This is a genomic window from Bacillus sp. UNC322MFChir4.1 (assembly GCF_000746135.1).
Classification (GTDB): Bacteria; Bacillota; Bacilli; order Bacillales; family Bacillaceae_G; genus Bacillus_A.
The window spans coordinates 46,965-65,387 of record NZ_JQKQ01000023.1 but is presented as its reverse complement, the minus strand read 5'-3'; the positions used below and the strand labels follow the sequence as shown (position 1 = coordinate 65,387).

At 34.9% G+C, this 18,423-nt stretch carries 18 protein-coding genes; 12 read left to right on the top strand and 6 right to left on the bottom strand.

Going from position 1 to position 18,423, the window contains the following annotated elements; translation table 11 throughout:
• Window positions 1-5 precede the first annotated feature (5 nt).
• The 4 genes from BR72_RS10470 to BR72_RS10455 are packed head-to-tail and all read right to left on the bottom strand — an operon-like array spanning window position 6 to window position 2,959.
• Window positions 6-962, bottom strand: coding sequence for an exosporium protein E (locus BR72_RS10470; protein ID WP_035432740.1), 957 nt, complete (start codon window positions 960-962; stop codon window positions 6-8).
• Complete coding sequence (locus BR72_RS10465; RefSeq protein ID WP_035432738.1) at window positions 959-2,029, bottom strand: hypothetical protein; 1,071 nt, start codon at window positions 2,027-2,029, stop codon at window positions 959-961. Before BR72_RS10465 ends, BR72_RS10470 begins: the two co-directional genes overlap by 4 nt.
• Complete coding sequence (locus BR72_RS10460) at window positions 2,022-2,474, bottom strand: hypothetical protein (protein WP_035432736.1); 453 nt, start codon at window positions 2,472-2,474, stop codon at window positions 2,022-2,024. Before BR72_RS10460 ends, BR72_RS10465 begins: the two co-directional genes overlap by 8 nt.
• A complete protein-coding gene (locus BR72_RS10455; protein WP_081904858.1) occupies window positions 2,471-2,959 on the bottom strand; it encodes an RNA polymerase sigma factor in 489 nt (162 codons plus the stop codon). Before BR72_RS10455 ends, BR72_RS10460 begins: the two co-directional genes overlap by 4 nt.
• A 276-nt stretch (window positions 2,960-3,235) precedes the next feature.
• Here BR72_RS10455 and BR72_RS10450 point away from each other — a divergent pair, with 276 nt between their 5' ends.
• From BR72_RS10450 to BR72_RS10430, 5 genes are all read left to right on the top strand, one after another.
• Entirely contained in the window at window positions 3,236-3,871 is a 636-nt protein-coding gene (locus BR72_RS10450) for a response regulator transcription factor (RefSeq protein ID WP_051957294.1), read from the top strand.
• A gap of 4 nt (window positions 3,872-3,875) precedes the next feature.
• Window positions 3,876-4,979 carry a sensor histidine kinase gene (locus tag BR72_RS10445; protein WP_035432732.1) on the top strand — a complete coding sequence of 368 codons (1,104 nt, stop codon included), beginning with the start codon at window positions 3,876-3,878 and terminating at the stop codon, window positions 4,977-4,979.
• A 133-nt stretch (window positions 4,980-5,112) separates the two neighbouring features.
• Window positions 5,113-6,048 carry an ABC transporter ATP-binding protein gene (locus BR72_RS10440; protein ID WP_035432729.1) on the top strand — a complete coding sequence of 312 codons (936 nt, stop codon included), beginning with the start codon at window positions 5,113-5,115 and terminating at the stop codon, window positions 6,046-6,048.
• 37 nt (window positions 6,049-6,085) lie between these two features.
• Window positions 6,086-7,195: an ABC transporter permease gene (locus BR72_RS10435; protein ID WP_035432727.1), complete on the top strand. Its 1,110-nt coding sequence runs from the start codon at window positions 6,086-6,088 to the stop codon at window positions 7,193-7,195.
• Window position 7,196: 1 nt separating this feature from the next.
• Entirely contained in the window at window positions 7,197-8,342 is a 1,146-nt protein-coding gene (locus BR72_RS10430) for an ABC transporter permease (protein WP_035432725.1), read from the top strand.
• On the opposite strand, the gene BR72_RS10425 is transcribed toward BR72_RS10430, so the two are convergent.
• The gene (locus BR72_RS10425) at window positions 8,289-8,555 is read right to left on the bottom strand and encodes a hypothetical protein (protein WP_156107936.1); all 267 of its coding nucleotides are present in this window, start codon (window positions 8,553-8,555) and stop codon (window positions 8,289-8,291) included. The genes BR72_RS10430 and BR72_RS10425 overlap by 54 nt on opposite strands.
• A gap of 125 nt (window positions 8,556-8,680) precedes the next feature.
• Between BR72_RS10425 and cls the strand changes: the two genes are divergently transcribed.
• The 7 genes from cls (at window position 8,681) to BR72_RS10390 (ending at window position 17,943) form a co-directional block, all read left to right on the top strand.
• Window positions 8,681-9,892, top strand: a complete 1,212-nt coding sequence (gene cls / locus BR72_RS10420; RefSeq protein WP_035432723.1) for a cardiolipin synthase — start codon at window positions 8,681-8,683, stop codon at window positions 9,890-9,892.
• Between the two features lie 188 nt (window positions 9,893-10,080).
• Window positions 10,081-10,755, top strand: a complete 675-nt coding sequence (locus BR72_RS10415) for a nucleoside/nucleotide kinase family protein (protein WP_035432722.1) — start codon at window positions 10,081-10,083, stop codon at window positions 10,753-10,755.
• 206 nt (window positions 10,756-10,961) lie between these two features.
• Entirely contained in the window at window positions 10,962-12,233 is a 1,272-nt protein-coding gene (locus BR72_RS10410; protein WP_035432721.1) for a cation:dicarboxylate symporter family transporter, read from the top strand.
• A gap of 168 nt (window positions 12,234-12,401) precedes the next feature.
• Entirely contained in the window at window positions 12,402-13,841 is a 1,440-nt protein-coding gene (aspA, locus tag BR72_RS10405) for an aspartate ammonia-lyase (protein WP_035432719.1), read from the top strand.
• A gap of 52 nt (window positions 13,842-13,893) precedes the next feature.
• On the top strand, window positions 13,894-15,627 hold the full coding sequence (gene malS / locus BR72_RS10400; RefSeq protein WP_090998427.1) for an oxaloacetate-decarboxylating malate dehydrogenase: 1,734 nt from the start codon (window positions 13,894-13,896) through the stop codon (window positions 15,625-15,627).
• A gap of 74 nt (window positions 15,628-15,701) precedes the next feature.
• Window positions 15,702-17,006, top strand: a complete 1,305-nt coding sequence (locus BR72_RS10395) for an ATP-binding protein (RefSeq protein ID WP_035432717.1) — start codon at window positions 15,702-15,704, stop codon at window positions 17,004-17,006.
• A 4-nt stretch (window positions 17,007-17,010) separates the two neighbouring features.
• A complete protein-coding gene (locus BR72_RS10390) occupies window positions 17,011-17,943 on the top strand; it encodes a response regulator (protein ID WP_035432716.1) in 933 nt (310 codons plus the stop codon).
• Window positions 17,944-18,148: 205 nt separating this feature from the next.
• On the opposite strand, the gene BR72_RS25545 is transcribed toward BR72_RS10390, so the two are convergent.
• Window positions 18,149-18,298, bottom strand: a complete 150-nt coding sequence (locus BR72_RS25545) for a DUF3934 family protein (protein ID WP_081904857.1) — start codon at window positions 18,296-18,298, stop codon at window positions 18,149-18,151.
• Between the last annotated feature and the right edge of the window lie 125 nt (window positions 18,299-18,423).

The following is an 18,423-nucleotide window of genomic DNA, read 5'->3' as shown; positions in this document are numbered from 1 at the left end:
GCTTCTTATTTTTCAAGAACACTTATGTCTATATTATAAGTTTTTTGAATGTTTAGCTGGTGTGTACCATTTCCCGTTTTTATGGTGTTTTTATACCATTGTTCTTGCTGATTTGAATCGGGATTCCCCTCTGAAGTATTATTTTCTTTTTTCGCTAGTTCTTCTACATGTTCCCAAGGTGTACTACCATGAGAATCCTTTTGATTGGTTACAGCTGATAGTGTCATATCACTATCTTTTACAAGATGAACAGATACACTTGAACTTTCTTGTACAGACCAATTATTTTGTAATTGACCTGGGTAAAGAGAGAGTCCTCTTTCAGAACCGCGAATTTCCACGTTTTTATTTTGCGGGAGGACAAGTGTTGCTGTCATTCGTAATTGTGATGCGAAGAATTTATGGTGAACGGGTAATGGTTTTAATGTCACATACATCGTTTCGCCGACTGTTTGAATCGCAATAAAATCGTCCTGCTTTAGTTTGTCTTTTTCATTTTCTTTCATAGTCATTTCATATGTTCCTAATAAATGGACTTTATTGCTATTGCTTCCTTCTATTGTAAGAGGAGCATTACTCGTATTAACTACAATTTTTTTAATAGAGTCAGGTATGTCATACTGTACTTCTGGGATGTTATTCGTTTGTTCAGTTGTATGAATAGAATGACGAATCTCTTCTAGTAATCCAGTGGATAATAAGAAATAGAAGGCAATACCAATTGTCCCTAAGATACCGATAAAGAAAATACTAAAAATATCATATTTAATGATAGGTTGCTCTTTTTTAGAGAATATAACATATAGTAAAATTTCGATGCCGAGTACAATGAAAAGAATAGGCCACCATGCTGTAATGTTATCGAATACTTGTATGCCTTTTATAATTGAAAATAATAAGAAACAACCTAATGTAATAGTTGAAATCCCCATAGATATCGTTCCTACACGCCATGTTCTCATTCTTTCGCACCACCTTTTTCTTCTTTATTTCCTAGTAATAGTTTAAAGCCACCACCAATTAAAAGGAGGGCAACGATAGATGTTTGGAAATAGCGATAATACAATTCATTAATATGAATGTTAAATATAGTAGCGAAATAATCGTTTAAAATAGGAAGGAGTGTTTGATCTAATAAATAGTAGCCTCCTAACCCGATAAGTCCGATGCCGAGCCATTTTTGATGATTAATAAAATAATCAATAATAGGTGTGTCTTGTAAGTCTTCTTTTCCGTATTTTGCAGTTTGCTGTAATGTATCAAAAAAGCTATAAAACCAAATAATAGGTACTAAAAATAAGAAGGCTGATAATCTTAATAAGTCGAGCAAATAAATAGCAAGTAAAAAAGCTGCCATTAACTGAAGACCGCGGCGCTGTAAGCCTAAGTACATATGGCCTGCTCCAGGGAACATAGCTAAAATAGAAGCAAATGTTTTGCTTTTCTTTCCTTGTTCTCGGTGCTCTTCAAATTCTTCGAAAATAGTACGATCGACTAATATTTCGCCATGTTCTTTTTTCTGCAGATGCTGGACGGCATCGAAGAAATTATAAATCCATAGAACAGGTAACGTAGCAAGAAAGATAAGAAAGCTTTCACGAGATGTTAATAGTGTAACGAATATAATCATGCTACCTAGCCCTGTAAAAGCGACTAAAAATGTAAGCCCGCGCTGCATAAGTCCTAATTGGAAATGCCCAAGTCCAGGGATGATGGATAAGAGAATGATATAAAATCGTTCACTTTCACGTGCTGATTCTTGCGTTCGATCTTTCTCTCTTTTCCATGACTGATTCACTATAGAAATAATTAAGTCTAGTAGGTTTATTCCCCATACAAGTGCTAATAAAAATACGATAAGGAAAATGAAATCGCTATACCCAAAGTTAATAATAAATCCTACCGCAGCAATGAATAGTAATAATGAACAACCACTATATATAATAAAACGCCCAATTCGCTGTAAATATAAATGGCCGAGCCCAGGGATTAGCCCTAAAACAAGCGCTAAAAAGGGGTTTTTATTCATGTTTTGAACCTCCGTTCGTTTTTGTTGTGTGTATCGTTTTGTTTACAATTTGTTTTGAAATCGAAACCCCATTTTGTTTGGAAGATTGTTCAAAACTAGCAGTTACCGTGAAAATATAATGGAATAAACCGCTTGCCATAAAAATTAACGTAGCTGCAGTTGCAATTATGTAGTGAATGAGCGTACCTTTTATTTGTCTTGGTTGCTTCTTACTCATTTTTTCTTCAGACTCTAGGGATTCAAAGTTAATTTTCTCCATAACTTCATTTGTAAATGAATCATCATTTATCATTGGAAGGTTTTCATTTTGTTCATCAATGATTTCCATATAAAGTGCTAAACAATGATCACATTCATAAAGATGTTGTTCCATAAATTCGCGTTCACTGTTTGATAGAAGGTCTAAAATATAATTGCACCAAGCTTCTTTTGAAAAATGTGTCATAGAAAATCTTCCTCCTTCCAATGTTTTTTAATCCATTTTCTTGCTCTGTAAAGCTTCATTTCCACCGTTTTGACTTCAGCATTTTGTTGAGCAGCAATTTCTTGATAACTTTTTTCTTCTAAGTAATGTGCGAGAACAACGTCACGATAATTCTTTGGAAGTTCTCTTAGTTTTTGAGCAATCAACACTTTTTGCTCTTTCGTCAATAACAATGCCTCAATATTATGGGGGGATTTTATATCTTCCTGAGTTTCTTTTGATAAGGAGAGTTCTTCGTTTTCCCTTGCTTTCTTTCTCTTATAATCAATAGCGTGATTTGTAGCAATTCGTGTAATCCACGTTTTGAATCCACGAAATTGATAATTAGGAAGAGAAGCGTGGATCTTTACGAACACTTCTTGTGTGACATCTTGGGCATCTTCTTGATGTCTTAAAATAGCAAAAATAACTTGGAAAATATAATGACGATATGTTTGTACAAGGATGCGAAAAGCATGCTCGCTTCCTTGTTGTGCTTTTTCAATTAATTGTCTTTCCTCAATTGTTCTCTCCCTCCTTTTTGACGCATTCTATTATATAGACGTAAAAAATGAGAAGCCCCCCTACACATGATATAAAAAAAGAATAATATATTTTCAGAGAAGGGGCTATATCAAAAAAGTGTGAAAAAGTGGTATAGAGAAGTATATAATGAGCAATAGGGAAATGTTACATGGAGAAAGGATGTGAATGTTAGTAGGAGAATTTCCGTACTAACAAACATGAAGATAAAAGTATTAATAGCTGATGATAACTCTTTTATTAGAGAAGGAATGAAAATCATTTTAAGTACATACGAAGAATTTGAAGTGCTAGAAACAGTAAATGATGGACAAGAGGCTTTAGATTATTGCAAAAAACATGATGTAGATATTGCGCTTTTAGATGTACGTATGCCAAATATGAACGGTGTGGAAGCAACGAAATTCATTTGTGAACAAACAAAAACAAAGCCGCTTATTTTAACGACATTTGATGATGACGAATACATTTTAGAGGCGGTGAAAAATGGGGCAAAAGGTTATTTATTAAAGAATAATGATCCAGAGCGAATTCGAGATGCACTTAAAAGCGTATATCACGGACATACTGTGATGCAAGATGTAGTCCTTGATAAAATTAAATCAAACTTACAAGAAAATAAAGAAGAGTTGAAGATAGATAAGAGTCTTTTCACAGAAAGAGAGCTTAGTATTATTGCTCATATCGCTAAAGGCTTTTCGAATAAAGAGATTTCAAAACAGCTTTTTATATCAGAAGGGACGATTGCGAATTATATTACATCAATTCTGAATAAAACAGGGCTTGAGCATCGTACGCAAATTGCCATTTACTATTTAACAGGAACTGTGGATTAGAAATATGGAATTTTGGATCGTTATTAGTAAGCTGATCATCTTCCTTTACATCGTATTTAGTTATGTATATTCTAGTGTGACGAATTTACCATGGATTGTATTTACTTTACTTTTATATTTTTGTACAAATGTTGCGATTTATATTTTCAAAAAAGATGCAGTGAAAAAAGTATTTATATTTGCATCAATTGTGATGATAGTTGTTTCGCATGAACAGATTCATCCGTTATTACTTTTATTTTTACCACTGAATTTATATGAGTTTACTTCTTATTACATACAGAGAAGATGGATGATCCTTTTTATTATGTTTCTTCCCGTTATGTTTGCCCAGGAAAATATACGTATGACATACAGTTTAATCGCTGTATTTGGTTTTGTTGTTTATACAATGGCCAAGCTATATACGGAAAGGTTATGTAAACTTGAAGTAGACAATGACATGATGCGAAAAGATATGCAAAGGCTCACAAAGAATTTGAATGAAAATAAAGCATACATAAGACAATCGGAATATACATTTAAGCTAGAAGAACGAAATCGATTATCGCAAGAAATTCATGATAAAATTGGTCATTCTATGACATCTGCGTTAATTCAAATGGAAGCAGCAAAAAGGTTAATGGATACTGATAAAGAGAAAGCGGCAGAGTTGCTTCAAAATGCCATTTATATTTCTAAAGAGGGAATTGAAAGCATTAGAATAACGTTAAAAAATATGAAACCACCAACTGAACAAATTGGTATTCATCGTATGAAATTATTCATAGATGAATTTGCGGCGAAGCATGATATGAAAATTTCGTTTCTATACAAAGGGAATTTGGATATTATTTCTCCAATACAATGGAAAATCATTGGAGAAAATGTAACGGAAGCATTAACGAATGCGATGAAATATGCGGAGGCAACAGCTATTTCAATCGATATACATGTTCTTAATACTGTTGTGAAGGTGCAAGTGAAAGATAATGGAAAAGGTGTACCGCAAGTGAAAAAAGGACTCGGCATTATCGGCATGGAAGAACGTACCGCATCTATTAACGGAACGATTATTGTAGATGGTACAAATGGTTTTTCAGTAACAATGTTATTACCGATACAGTAAGGAATAAATAAGATGAATGATCTCACAGGAAAAAAGTGAATATTCTCATGTGAAAAGAATGAACTTCTGCACTAAGCAGGTTCATTCTTTTTGTTTATAATAACAGCAGAGAAACTGAAATAGGGGTGAAATGATGAACGTATTAGAGATAAAAAACTTAACGAAAAAATTTGGTGATTTCATCGCAGTAGACAATATGTCTTTAGCTATTAAACAAGGAGAAATATTTGGATTTTTAGGCTCAAATGGTGCTGGTAAAAGTACAACAATTAATATGATTGCTGGATTATTACGAAGTAACGAAGGTGAGGTTTGTATACTGGGTAAAAATGTAAAACGACATAATCGTTTTGCAAAAATGAACATCGGTATTGTTCCGCAAGATTTAGCGATTTACGAGGAGTTAACAGCCTATGAAAATGTAAAATTTTTTGCAGGATTATATGGCTTACGAGGAGCGGAATTGAAAGCGAGAGTAGAAGAAGCTCTTCAATTTGTAGGACTTAGTGATAAACATAAAAGTTATTCAAAGAACTTTTCCGGTGGAATGAAACGAAGACTTAACATTGCTTGCGCGATTGCGCATCGTCCGAAGTTAATTATTATGGATGAGCCGACAGTAGGGATTGATCCGCAGTCAAGAAACTACATCCTCCAGTCTGTACGAAAACTAAACGAAATGGGGAGCACAATCATTTATACAAGTCACTATATGGAGGAAGTAGAAGAGATTTGTACGAAAATTGCGATTGTCGATCACGGAAAGATTATTGCAGAAGGAACGAAAGAACAGTTAAAGGCGATTATTACTGATACGAAAGATATTTGGATTGAAGTAAAATCACTTGAAAATATGGATGTAAACCAACTTAAAGAAATTAGCGGTGTTAAGGCTGTTCAAATAGAAGAAAACGTAATTAAAGTGAATTCTGATACTGGGGTGAACAATTTAAATAAAATCATTCAATATTTTATTAGTCACGATGTAGAAATACGATCAGTAGAAGAACAGGCACCAAACTTGGAAACAGTGTTTCTGACGCTGACGGGAAGAAAATTACGAGACTAACAAGATTAATAGTAAATAGAAAAAGGAGGTTCATCGTTTGAATATCTTCAATATTGCTATCATGCAAATGAAAAGAGATTTTCGAGATATAAGAACATTAGTTTTTATGTTAGCATTCCCGATCGTGCTTATGCTCATTTTGGGAACAGCTTTAACAAATGCATTTAATAGTGACAGTCTTTCTATTAAAAATATAAAGGTATTATATAAAGATGAAGCAGATAGTAAGTTCTCACAGGCCTTTGAAGCATTTATAAAAGAAACAGATAAATCGGGAATTCACTTTGCAAAAGTTTCAACCGATGCAGATGGAAAAGAAGAAGTGAAACAAAATAAATATGCTGGCTATGTAGAAATGACTCAAGATGGCGTGAAGTTATATGAGAGTGATCGAAATAGTATTGAGGGAAGTATTGTTGAGGGGATGCTTACTACATTTGTCGATAAGTACAACGTAGTAGTAGAAGTCGCGAAAGTAGATCCTGGGAAAGTGAGTACAGTTATTTCAGGTGGCAACCATGATGATTATATAAAAGAGACATCTTTACAAGCTGCTAAAAAACCAGGTTCTATGGATTATTATGCGATTGTGATGACGACGATGATTGCCTTGTATGGAGCGATGGGAGCAAGCTATCTCATTCGCGGAGAACGATTACGAAAAACGGGAGATCGTTTAATTGCTGCACCTGTTAGTAAAGCGGAGATCTTCGTTGGGAAAATACTAGGTAGTCTTGTAATAAATGCACTTTGTCTTCTTCTTGTCGTTGTCTTTAGTAAATTTGTTTATGGGGCAAATTGGGGAGACCATCTTGGAGTAGTTTTTCTAATTTTACTGACAGAAGTGTTACTCGCAATTAGCTTTGGTTTAGGGATAGGGTATATTACGAAAACAGGCGAGGCAGCTAAAGCGGTGATTATGGTTGTTGTACAATTGGCTTCTATTTTTGGTGGAGCATATTTTGTAGTTGAAGAAAATGTGCTTACAAATATGTCGCCATTAACATGGGCAAATACAGCAATTATGAAAATTATTTATGCGAATGATTTAGGGGCAGCACTTCCGGTAATTTCTTTAAATATTGGAATTTCAGCATTGTTTTTATTGATTGCGATTATCGCATTACGCAGACGGGAGGGGCTATAATATGAAAGATATTTTATGGCTCATACAAAAAATATTATCGGTACTTTTGAAAAATAAAAAAGGGTTACTTATTATTATCGGCTTACCGATAGCGGGATCACTCATTGCATTTTTAATGTATGGAAATGCAGGACAAGGGACATTAAACATCGGGATTGTAAATAATGAAAATCATTATATAGCAAATGATACGGTGAAATTTATAGAAGGAATAGACCATGTAAAAGTAAGTAAAATTCAATCATCAGAAGTAGAAGAGAAACTTGCCTCGAAAAAGCTCGATGCAGTTATTACGTTAGATTCAGGTTTTTCACAAAGTGTTCGAGACGGCAAGCCGAGTCACATTGAAGTCTCCTCCATTAAAGGTGCGCAAATTACAGGTTTTATCAAATCGTATTTGTATAATTATATTGATAATATAACGGCAATTAGTAAAGTAGCACAAAATGATCAAAGTACGTTTGAGAAAATGTATGCAAATTATCAAAAAAATTCATTCAAGTTAACAGCTCATACGCTTAAGGATACTTCGAAAAATAAAGATATGACGAATCAAACAGTTGGTTACCTCATTATGTTTATGCTTTTTTCAGCGGTGAATTTCTCAGAATTAATTTTGAAAGAAAAAGAGAACAGAACGTATTTCAGGTTATTATCAACACCAATAGATGGAAAGAAGTATATATTATCTAATGTTGCTGTTAATATGCTTATTTTAATCGTGCAAATTGTTGTAACAGTATTATTTATGACCAATGTATTTCATATTAATATAAATATGCCTTTAATTGTTATGATTGGAGTACTGATAATATTTGGTCTAATCGCAATTGGTTTATCGTTAGCGATTGTATCTTTTGCGGAAAACTCAACTTCTGCGAATGCAATGCAAAATATTATTATTACACCAACATGTTTGCTTGCCGGATGCTTTTTTCCATTTGAAATTATGCCAGCGTCTGTGCAAAAAATTGCTGAATTTCTTCCGCAGCGTTGGTTATTAGACACACTCACGAAGTTACAGCAAGGAACGCAGTTCGCAGATTTATATTTAAACATTTTAATCTTATTCGCCTTTGCCATTTCTTTCTTCCTAATTGCTATTTATAAATTTGGGCGGAATAACGATGCTAGGAATTTTATTTAATAAAGATGTAAAATGGGCACAGTTTGATACTGTACCCATTTTATACAAGACTTCATTATGAGTTCCTTGTACAACATATTTGTCTCCATCTAAAAGAAAAACACTATTTGCAATGACATTTCCATCACCTGTACCAGGAATAATAAAATTACTCATAGAACCAAAAAGGCCAGGAATAAAGACGATAGGTGTTTTTGCGTTAGAATTTTTCATCCAGTCCACCCCGTATGTATATATAATAGTAAAAATAATATGAAACGCCCTGTAAATTAGCATTAAAAATACCTTCTGCTGAAATACTATGTAGAAACAATTATTTTGTGCGGAAGGAAAACGAAATGATGAAAAAAATACTTCGGATTATTTCTATTATTATTGCTATATTCCTTTTACTACTTGTTTGTATGCATGTTGATGTTACGCTGGGAAGAAAAATAGAAGCGAAAAAAAATCAAACGAAAGAGTATGAAAATCACTATAGTGATTTTCAACTATTTGTGGAGGGGCAATCTTTGTATCAACAGCTATTTTCGGATATAAAAGAGGCGAAACATTCAATTTTTACTTATTTCTTTATTATTTCAGATGATAAAAGCAGCCGTACTTTTTTGAATCTGTTGAAAGAAAAAGCAAAAGAAGGTGTACAAGTATACCTATCAGTCGATCGGATTAATGATTTGTCTTTCAAAAGAAAAATGAAAAATGAATTAGAAGCAAGTGGTGTTCATTTTACATATAGTAGAAAACCTGAATTGCCATTCTCTTTTTATTCGCTACATCATCGGAATCACCGCCGAATTACAACAATCGATGGGAAAATAGGTTATAGTGGTGGTTTTAACATAGGAGATGAGTATTTAGGAAAAGACAAGAAATTTGGATATTGGCGAGATTATCATATACGAATAAAAGGAGACGGGGTAAAGGATTTAGAAGAACAGTTTGCATTAGACTGGAAACGAGATGCTTCTGAAACGATAACAAGTATTTCTAAACAGAGTGTCCCAGGAAAAACGTTATATACACTGTCTAGTTATAATGGCCATGATATCATCCAAAAGTATATGGAATTAATAAAGCAGGCAAAACAATCTATTGTGATTGCCACCCCGTATTTTATACCAAAAGATGAAAAGCTTATGAATGCTTTAATTCAAGCAAGGCAGCGCGGCGTTTCCGTTAAAATAGTGTGGTCTTTCAAGCCGGATGTTCCTTTTATAAAAGAGGCTGCCTATCCTTATATTCGTGAAGCAATCGAGAATGGCATTTCTGTATATGGATATAAAAAAGGGATGTTTCATGGAAAAGCTATGGTATTTGATAATGAAACAATCGTTATCGGAACAGCGAATTTTACTCCGCGTAGCTTTCATATTAATGATGAGATGAATTTCTATATAAAGGGTGGTCCCCTTCTGCAACAGATAAATCAAGCATTATCACAAGATATTCGGGATTCAAAAGAAATGACGTTATCATTCTTAAACAATTTGTCCTTTTTAGAGAAGTGTAAAGAAAAGATAGTAGGGATGTTTAGTTATTATTTATAGGAACAGAAATATGAATGAGAGAAAATGCAGCGTGATGCTGCATTTTTTCTTAATGATAATAATCGCTTAAGAAACGAATACATATTTTTACAATATGTTATTTGGATGATATACTAAAATAGCATAGATCAATTGTATTTCATAAAAATAAGGATGTGTGTGCTTGGATTCCATGAGGAGGGATTGGAGTGAAACGTCAAACTGTTATTCGTGAAATAGCGGAGCATATATGTGCACTTAAATTAAATCATCCTGTAAGAGTGGGGGTTAGTGGAATTACAGCTTCAGGGAAAACGACATTTGCTAATGAATTAGCGAAGGAAGTTCAAACTCTAGGAAGAACAGTAATTCGAACGAGTATCGATCATTTTCACAATCCAAGAGCAATTCGATATTCACAAGGGAAGGAATCAGCGAAGGGGTATTATGAAGATGCTCATGATTATAAGGCTATTTCTGACCGGTTATTAAATCCATTAGGATCAAATGGTACGATGCGTTATGAAATACAATCACACGATTTAGAAACCGATATGTATATTCATTCTGAACCTGTATTAGCTTCAGAAGATACAATATTTATAGTAGATGGAACATTTTTGTTTAAAGAAGAACTGAAACATTTATTTGACTATAAAGTATTTGTAGAAACAGACTTTCAGATTGCTAGAGAACGTGGTTCCAAGAGGGAAGCGCAAGCTTTTGGAAGTAAAGAGAAAGCTAAGGATATGTTTATACATCGGTATCATGCGGCTTGTCATATGTACATAGAAGAGCATGCACCGAAGGAGTGTGCAGATGTAGTTGTAAACAATAATAGTATAGAAGAACCAGTAGTTGTATGTAATGGTTTTTCCTTTTAGATTATACGGAATAATCTATCTATTTATCGATTCTATATTTCAATTGTATACTAAAGAAGGACATTCATGGACAATTCAAGAAAAAAATCCGAAAGTTTTGTGACAAACTTGTAGGTTTTTGTCTGATTTTGTAGGTTCACCTATATCATGTGATTAAGCTTTTATACATACAAATTGAAAGCGTTCGCATGGAGGGGATGAAATACATGAAAAAATTCGGATTAGCTACACAAATTTTTGTAGCGCTTATTTTAGGGATTGTAGTAGGGGCAATCTTTTATGGAAATAAAACAGCTATTTCCTATATTACACCGCTTGGAGACATCTTTATTCATTTAATTAAAATGATTGTCGTTCCAATTGTTATATCAGCACTTATTGTTGCGGTAGCTGGTGTGGGCGACATGAAGAAGCTCGGTAAATTAGGCGGAAAAACGATACTCTATTTTGAAATTATCACGACGATTGCCATTTTAATGGGCTTAGTAGCAGCAAATGTGTTCCATCCAGGAACGGGCGTTGATATGAGCCATTTGCAGCAAGGTGATATTTCGGCATATAAAGCAACAGCAGATGCAACGCAGAAAAAAGGTTTTGCAGAAACAATTGTTCATATTGTACCAAAAAACGTATTTGAATCTATTGCACAAGGGGACTTACTACCAATTATTTTCTTCTCAGTGTTATTTGGTTTAGGAGTTGCTGCAATCGGAGAAAAAGGAAAGCCAGTCTTTCATTTCTTTGAAGGTGTATTAGAAGCAATGTTTTGGGTGACAAATCAAGTCATGAAATTTGCTCCGGTTGGTGTATTTGCACTAATTGCTGTTACGGTTGCAAAATTTGGAGTTGCTACACTGCTTCCGTTAGGAAAATTAGTGGTTGCAGTTTATGTAACAGTTATTTTATTTGTTATTGTGATACTAGGGATCAATGCAAAATTGGTGGGAGTAAACATTTTCACCTTAATGAAAATTTTAAAAGAAGAATTAATTCTTTCCTTTACAACAGCAAGTTCAGAAGCTGTTTTACCAAATATTATGAGAAAAATGGAAGAGTTTGGTTGTCCGAAGGCCGTTGCTTCTTTCGTAATACCAACTGGCTATACATTTAACCTAACTGGATCAGCTATTTATCAAGCGTTAGCATCACTATTTGTGGCACAAATGTATGGTGTACACATGTCACTAACAGAGCAAGTTACCTTGTTATTTGTTTTAATGTTAACGTCTAAAGGAATGGCTGGTGTTCCTGGTGCTTCCTTTGTTGTTGTATTGGCAACATTAGGTTCAATGGGACTTCCGTTAGAAGGAATTGCTTTAATTGCTGGTATTGACCGCATTTTAGATATGATTCGCTCGTCTGTCAATGTATTAGGGAACGCATTAGCAGCGATTGTCATGTCGAAATGGGAAGGCGAATTTGATCAAGAAAAAGCAAAACAGTATGTAGAAACTGTAAACGAAACAAAAGCGGCATAAATTAAAAGTTTAATTAGTGAGAGATTATTTATCTCTCGCTAATTATTCGTGAAACGAATTGATGTATCACAAATAGTATATCTCCAGCCTCATTTTTTATTTCTTGTAAAATTTGAGGTAGAAGAATGATTACATATGGGGCAAAATAAGGTGAGGAGTGGAACATATATGGCAACAGTAACTGAAGCTAAAAAAGATGTGCGAATTGAAAGAGACTTTTTAGGCGAGAAAGAAGTACCGATGCATGCGTATTATGGTGTTCAAACGATGCGTGCGGTCGAAAACTTTCCGATTACAGGTTATAAAGTCCATGAAGGATTAATTAAAGCGCTTGCGATTGTAAAAAAAGCGGCGGCGCTTGCAAATACAGATGTTGGACGATTAGAACTTAAAAAAGGTACAGCAATTGCAGAAGCAGCAGAAGAGATTCTTGAGGGGAAATGGCACGAGCATTTTATCGTAGATCCAATTCAAGGTGGAGCTGGAACTTCAATGAATATGAATGCAAATGAAGTGATTGCCAATCGTGCTCTTGAATTATTAGAAATGGAAAAAGGCGACTATCATTACATTAGCCCAAATACCCATGTAAATATGGCACAATCAACAAATGATGCATTCCCAACTGCAATTCATATTGCGACGTTAAATTCGTTAGAAGAATTATTACAAACAATGGGCTATATGCGCGACATCTTTGAATTAAAAGCAGAGCAATTCGATCATGTTATTAAAATGGGACGCACGCATTTACAAGATGCTGTACCAATTCGTCTTGGACAAGAATTTAAAGCATATGCTCGCGTACTTGGACGCGATATTAAACGTATTGAGAAATCTCGTCAACATCTATATGAAGTAAATATGGGAGCGACAGCTGTTGGTACAGGATTAAATGCGGATCCACAGTACATTGAGGCTGTAGTAAAACATTTAGCGGATATTAGTAAATTGCCTCTTGTCGGAGCAGAAGATTTAGTAGATGCAACGCAAAATACAGATGCATATACAGAAGTTTCAGCTGCACTGAAAGTATGTATGATGAATATGTCCAAAATTGCTAATGACTTACGCTTAATGGCATCTGGTCCACGCGTAGGATTAGGTGAAATTATGCTTCCAGCTCGTCAACCTGGTTCTTCTATTATGCCGGGGAAAGTAAACCCTGTAATGCCAGAAGTAATTAACCAAATTGCGTTCCAAGTAATTGGGAACGACCATACAATTTGTCTTGCTTCAGAAGCAGGCCAATTAGAACTGAATGTAATGGAACCAGTGTTAGTATTTAACTTACTTCAATCAATCAGTATTATGAATAACGGCTTCCGTGCTTTCACAGATAATTGTTTAAAAGGAATTGAAGCAAATGAAGCACACTTAAAAGAATATGTTGAGAAAAGCGTTGGTATTATTACAGCTGTGAATCCACATATCGGATACGAAGCAGCAGCTCGCGTTGCAAAAGAAGCAATTGCAACTGGTCAATCTGTCAGAGAGCTTTGCTTGAAAAACGGAGTATTATCACAAGAAGAGTTAGACTTGATTTTAGATCCGTTTGAAATGACGCATCCTGGAATTGCAGGAGCATCTCTTTTAAAGAAAAATTAAAAAAAGGGGGGACTTTCCCCTTTTTTTTGTTTACAATATAGAAATGTTATATATCAATAAAGGTAGGGGTTATATGAGTAAATTTACAGTTTCCTCGAATGGAACTTTAGAAACAACATTACGAGGAGCAGAAGTATTAGCAACACCACTTTTAAATAAGGGTGTCGCTTTCTCGGCGGAGGAAAGAGAAGAACTAGGATTAAAGGGGTTATTACCGCCAGCAGTATTAACATTAGATGAACAAGCACGCCGTGCGTATGAACAATTTTGTTCACAGCCAGATGACTTATTAAAAAACGTATACTTAACAGCGCTGCATGATCGTAATGAAGTATTATTTTATCGTATACTTACAGATCATTTACGAGAAATGCTTCCGGTTGTATACACGCCAACTGTTGGTGTGGCGATTCAGAGATATAGTCATGAATATCGTAAACCACGTGGTGTGTATTTATCAGTTAATGATCCAAATGGTATTGAAGAAGCATTCTCTAACATTGGTGCAACTGCCGAAAATATTGATTTAGTCGTTGTAACAGACGGTGAAGGCATTTTAGGAATTGGAGACTGGGGCGTAGGTGGTATTAATATTGCCATTGGAAAACTAGCTGTTTACACAGCAGCAGTTGGTATTGATCCAAGTCGTGTATTACCGGTTATTTTAGATGTTGGTACAAACAATGAGGATTTATTAAATAATCCGTTTTATATCGGAAATCGCCATCCACGTGTAACGGGAGAAGCGTATGATACATTTATTGATTTGTTTGTAAAGGCTGTATGTAACAAGTTCCCGAATGCATTACTGCACTGGGAAGATTTTAGTTCACGTAATGCGCGCAAAATTTTAGACAAATATCGCGATAACGTTTGTACATTTAACGATGATATTCAAGGAACTGGCGCTGTTTCATTGGCAGCGGTGTTATCAGCTGTGAAAACTTCTGATGTTCCGCTATGTGAACATCGCGTTGTTGTTTTTGGTGCAGGTACTGCTGGAATTGGAATTGCAGATCAAGTGCGTGATGCGATGGTGCGCTTAGGTTTATCAAAGGAAGAAGCAAACCGCCGTTTTTGGTGTATTGACCGCAATGGTTTACTTACCGATAATATGGATAATCTTCTTGATTTCCAACTTCCTTATGCACGTGAGAAGTCTGAAGTCGAACAATGGAAACAATCAGAAACGATTGGTCTTGCTGAAGTTGTAAAACATGCACAACCAACTATTTTAATTGGGACGTCAACAGTTGCCGGTGCATTCACAGAAGAAATTGTAAAAGAGATGGCAGCACATGTGGCAAGGCCAATTATTTTACCAATGTCTAATCCAACGCCTCTTGCGGAGGCGAAACCAGCTGACTTAATTTCTTGGACAGAAGGGCGAGCACTAGTTGCAACTGGTAGTCCATTTGATCCAGTTACATACAATGGAGTTACTTATGTAATTGGACAATCTAACAATGCACTTATCTTCCCAGGTCTTGGTCTTGGTACAAATGTTGTTCGTGCTCGTGTCATGACAGATGGTATGTTTGCTGCGGCAGCAGAAGCGGTAGCAAGTATGGTAGATACAAGTCAACCTGGTGCACCAATTCTTCCAGAAGTAGAGGAATTGCGTAATATTTCCGAGATCGTTGCTATTGAAGTAGCAAAAGCGGCAGTTGCTGAAGGTGTTGCTCGTGAGGTATTAAGTGATAACGATATCAGGAAGGCTGTTAAAGATGCAATGTGGCAACCAGTTTATCGTCAAATAAAAGCAGTTGAAAAAGTAACAGTATAGGAATAGAGCCCGTTTATATATTAAGCGGGCTTTCCTTATTATGTTTAAAGACTAAAAAATGGGAAGTGACGTGTGTGAACTGGCATCAATTGTGGAAGAAGGATATTTCACTTTTAATTATGTTAATTTTGATTGTTCCGGTCGCTGGAGAACTGAACTTTCATCCATTTAATGATACGTTTCGTGTTAGCTTTGGAACACCGATTTTCTTCTTTTTACTATTATTTTTAAGGAAAATCCCAGCTTCTATAGCGGGAATTTTAGTTGGGGCATCTGTAGTAGCATTTCGAATTGGCCTTGACTGGATGCTACAAAGTTCTTTTCATTTCTCAGACTCTTTTAGTATGCGTTATCCAGTTTTCTTTTATTATTTCGTATATGGAAGTCTTTTTTCAATATGCAGAGTAAATCGATTTCATCAAAAGCCGTTTATAATCGGGTGTTTTGGGATTTCAATTGAAATTATTTCAAGTATGGCAGAACTTACTTTTTATCATATTTTTGTGCTCAGCACGATGATTACAGTTTCAGAATTCAATAAAATTATTATTATTGCTATTTTTCGCAGTTTTTTTGCGCTCGGTTTTTTAAATATGATGAATTTATATGAGACAAAATTAAAAGAAGCGCAGGTCCGAAAAGAAAATGAAAAGATGTTTATGCATCTTTCAAATTTGTATGTAGAGTCTGTTCATTTGAAGAAAACGCTGCAAAATGCAGAAAGGATTACACAAGAAGCGTACCAATTATATCGGCACTTACAACTGAAAGGTAGTACTGAGAATGAGATTGAGGCGTATAGTAAGAACGCGCTAAAAATTGCAGGGGAAGTACACGAAATAAAAAAAGATAATCAAAGAATTTTTGCAGGATTATCTAAACTTCTTTTAGATAAAGATCTTTCGGAATATATAAATGGAAATGAACTGACGGAAATGATTATAAGAATTAACGAGAAATACGCACAGTTATTACAGAAGGAAATTGTATTTTCTAAACGGATTGAAGGAGAACATACGCAATATCATGTATTTACCGTTTTATCGATTTTAAATAATTTAGTTGCGAATGCTGTGGAAGCGATTGATCGTGTTGGTACAATTACAATTCAAGTTAAGAAGCAAGGGACGGTTGTCACGTTTGAAGTAATAGATGATGGACCAGGCATTTCAGGGAAATATAAGGAGCTAGTATTTAAGCCTGGTTTTACTTCAAAATATGATCAAACAGGAACACCATCAACAGGAATTGGTCTTTCTTATATAAAAGAGTTGGTGACGGAACTTGAGGGAGAGGTTATACTACAAGACAGAGACGCTGAAAGAGGCTGCAAGTTTATTGTACGACTGCCGGAATCTAGCCTAGCTAAGGAAGGATGAGCCTATGTTTTATTACATCGTAGATGATGACGAAGTATTTCGTTCTATGTTAGCGCAAATTATTGAAGATGAGGACCTTGGAGAAGTAGTTGGAGAAGAAGAAGATGGGGTTTTTGTAGAAGGAGAACAGTTAAATTTTAAAAGAGTAGATATATTATTTATTGACTTATTAATGCCAATTCGTGATGGAATTGAAACGGTTCGGCAAATTGCTTCGTCGTTCACAGGAAAAGTAGTTATGATTTCTCAAGTAGAATCAAAACAATTAATTGGTGAAGCTTACTCCCTTGGTGTTGAATATTATATAACAAAACCGCTTAATAAAATTGAAGTTGTATCCGTTGTACGAAAAGTGATAGAGCGTATTCGTTTGGAACGGTCTATTCAAGATATTCAAAAATCATTAAACAATGTATTTCAATGGGAACAACCAAAAGGGCGAATAGAATCAGGGCTTGAAGAGAAAAAAATAGCTAATACTGGCCGTTGTTTATTAGCAGAACTAGGGATTGCTGGAGAGAATGGTAGTAAAGATTTACTAAGTATGCTGGAATACTTATATCAATATGAAAAGAAGGAAACCTTTGAACATGGATTTCCAGTATTAAAAGATATTTTTCAGCGCATTACTGTCAAAAAGTTAGGTGAAATGGCTTCGGACGTAGAAATTGATAAAGAAAGAAAAGCTTCAGAACAAAGAGTGCGCCGCGCGATTTATCAATCACTTAATCACTTAGCTTCTCTTGGTTTAACAGATTTTTCAAATCCGAAATTTGAAAGCTATGCTCCGAAATTTTTTGATTTTACAATTGTGCGTAAACGAATGACGGAGTTAACAAATGAATCATTAGCAACGGCTGGTCATACACGAATTAATACGAAGAAATTTATTCAAGTGTTGTATTTTGAAGCGAAGCGGTTGACTGAAGATAATTAAGTGGATAAAGAACGGTAAAAGAAAAAGATGTTTGCTTATTTGTAGCAAACATCTTTTTCTTTTACCGTTTTTACTGGTTAAAATATACCCTTATATAGCTGTAAACTCCACAAAATCAACGAACAACATCTATTTTACACTTACATGAAAGATAGCAAGTTTCATAAAAGTAAACCGCAGTCGTCATATTTTAGATTTGTCATCTTTAGCTTGTCTTTGCGTCATTTGCTTTTTTAACACCTTTGCTTGTATAAGGTTTGGCGCTCTTTTTTTTGTTGGCGCTGGCTTTCCATCTGTTCCAGCCCTTACTGCCTGTTCCTCTACCTGTTCCACCTTTACCTTTAGCCTTACTCATTTAATCACTCCGTTACTATTGTATAGCAAATTTGTTTCCACAGAAGTCAATATATCTTTGAAATGAAATTCTGATTTATGACTTTTTCCTTTCCGACAGTTGCTCATAAAAATGAACAACAGGAT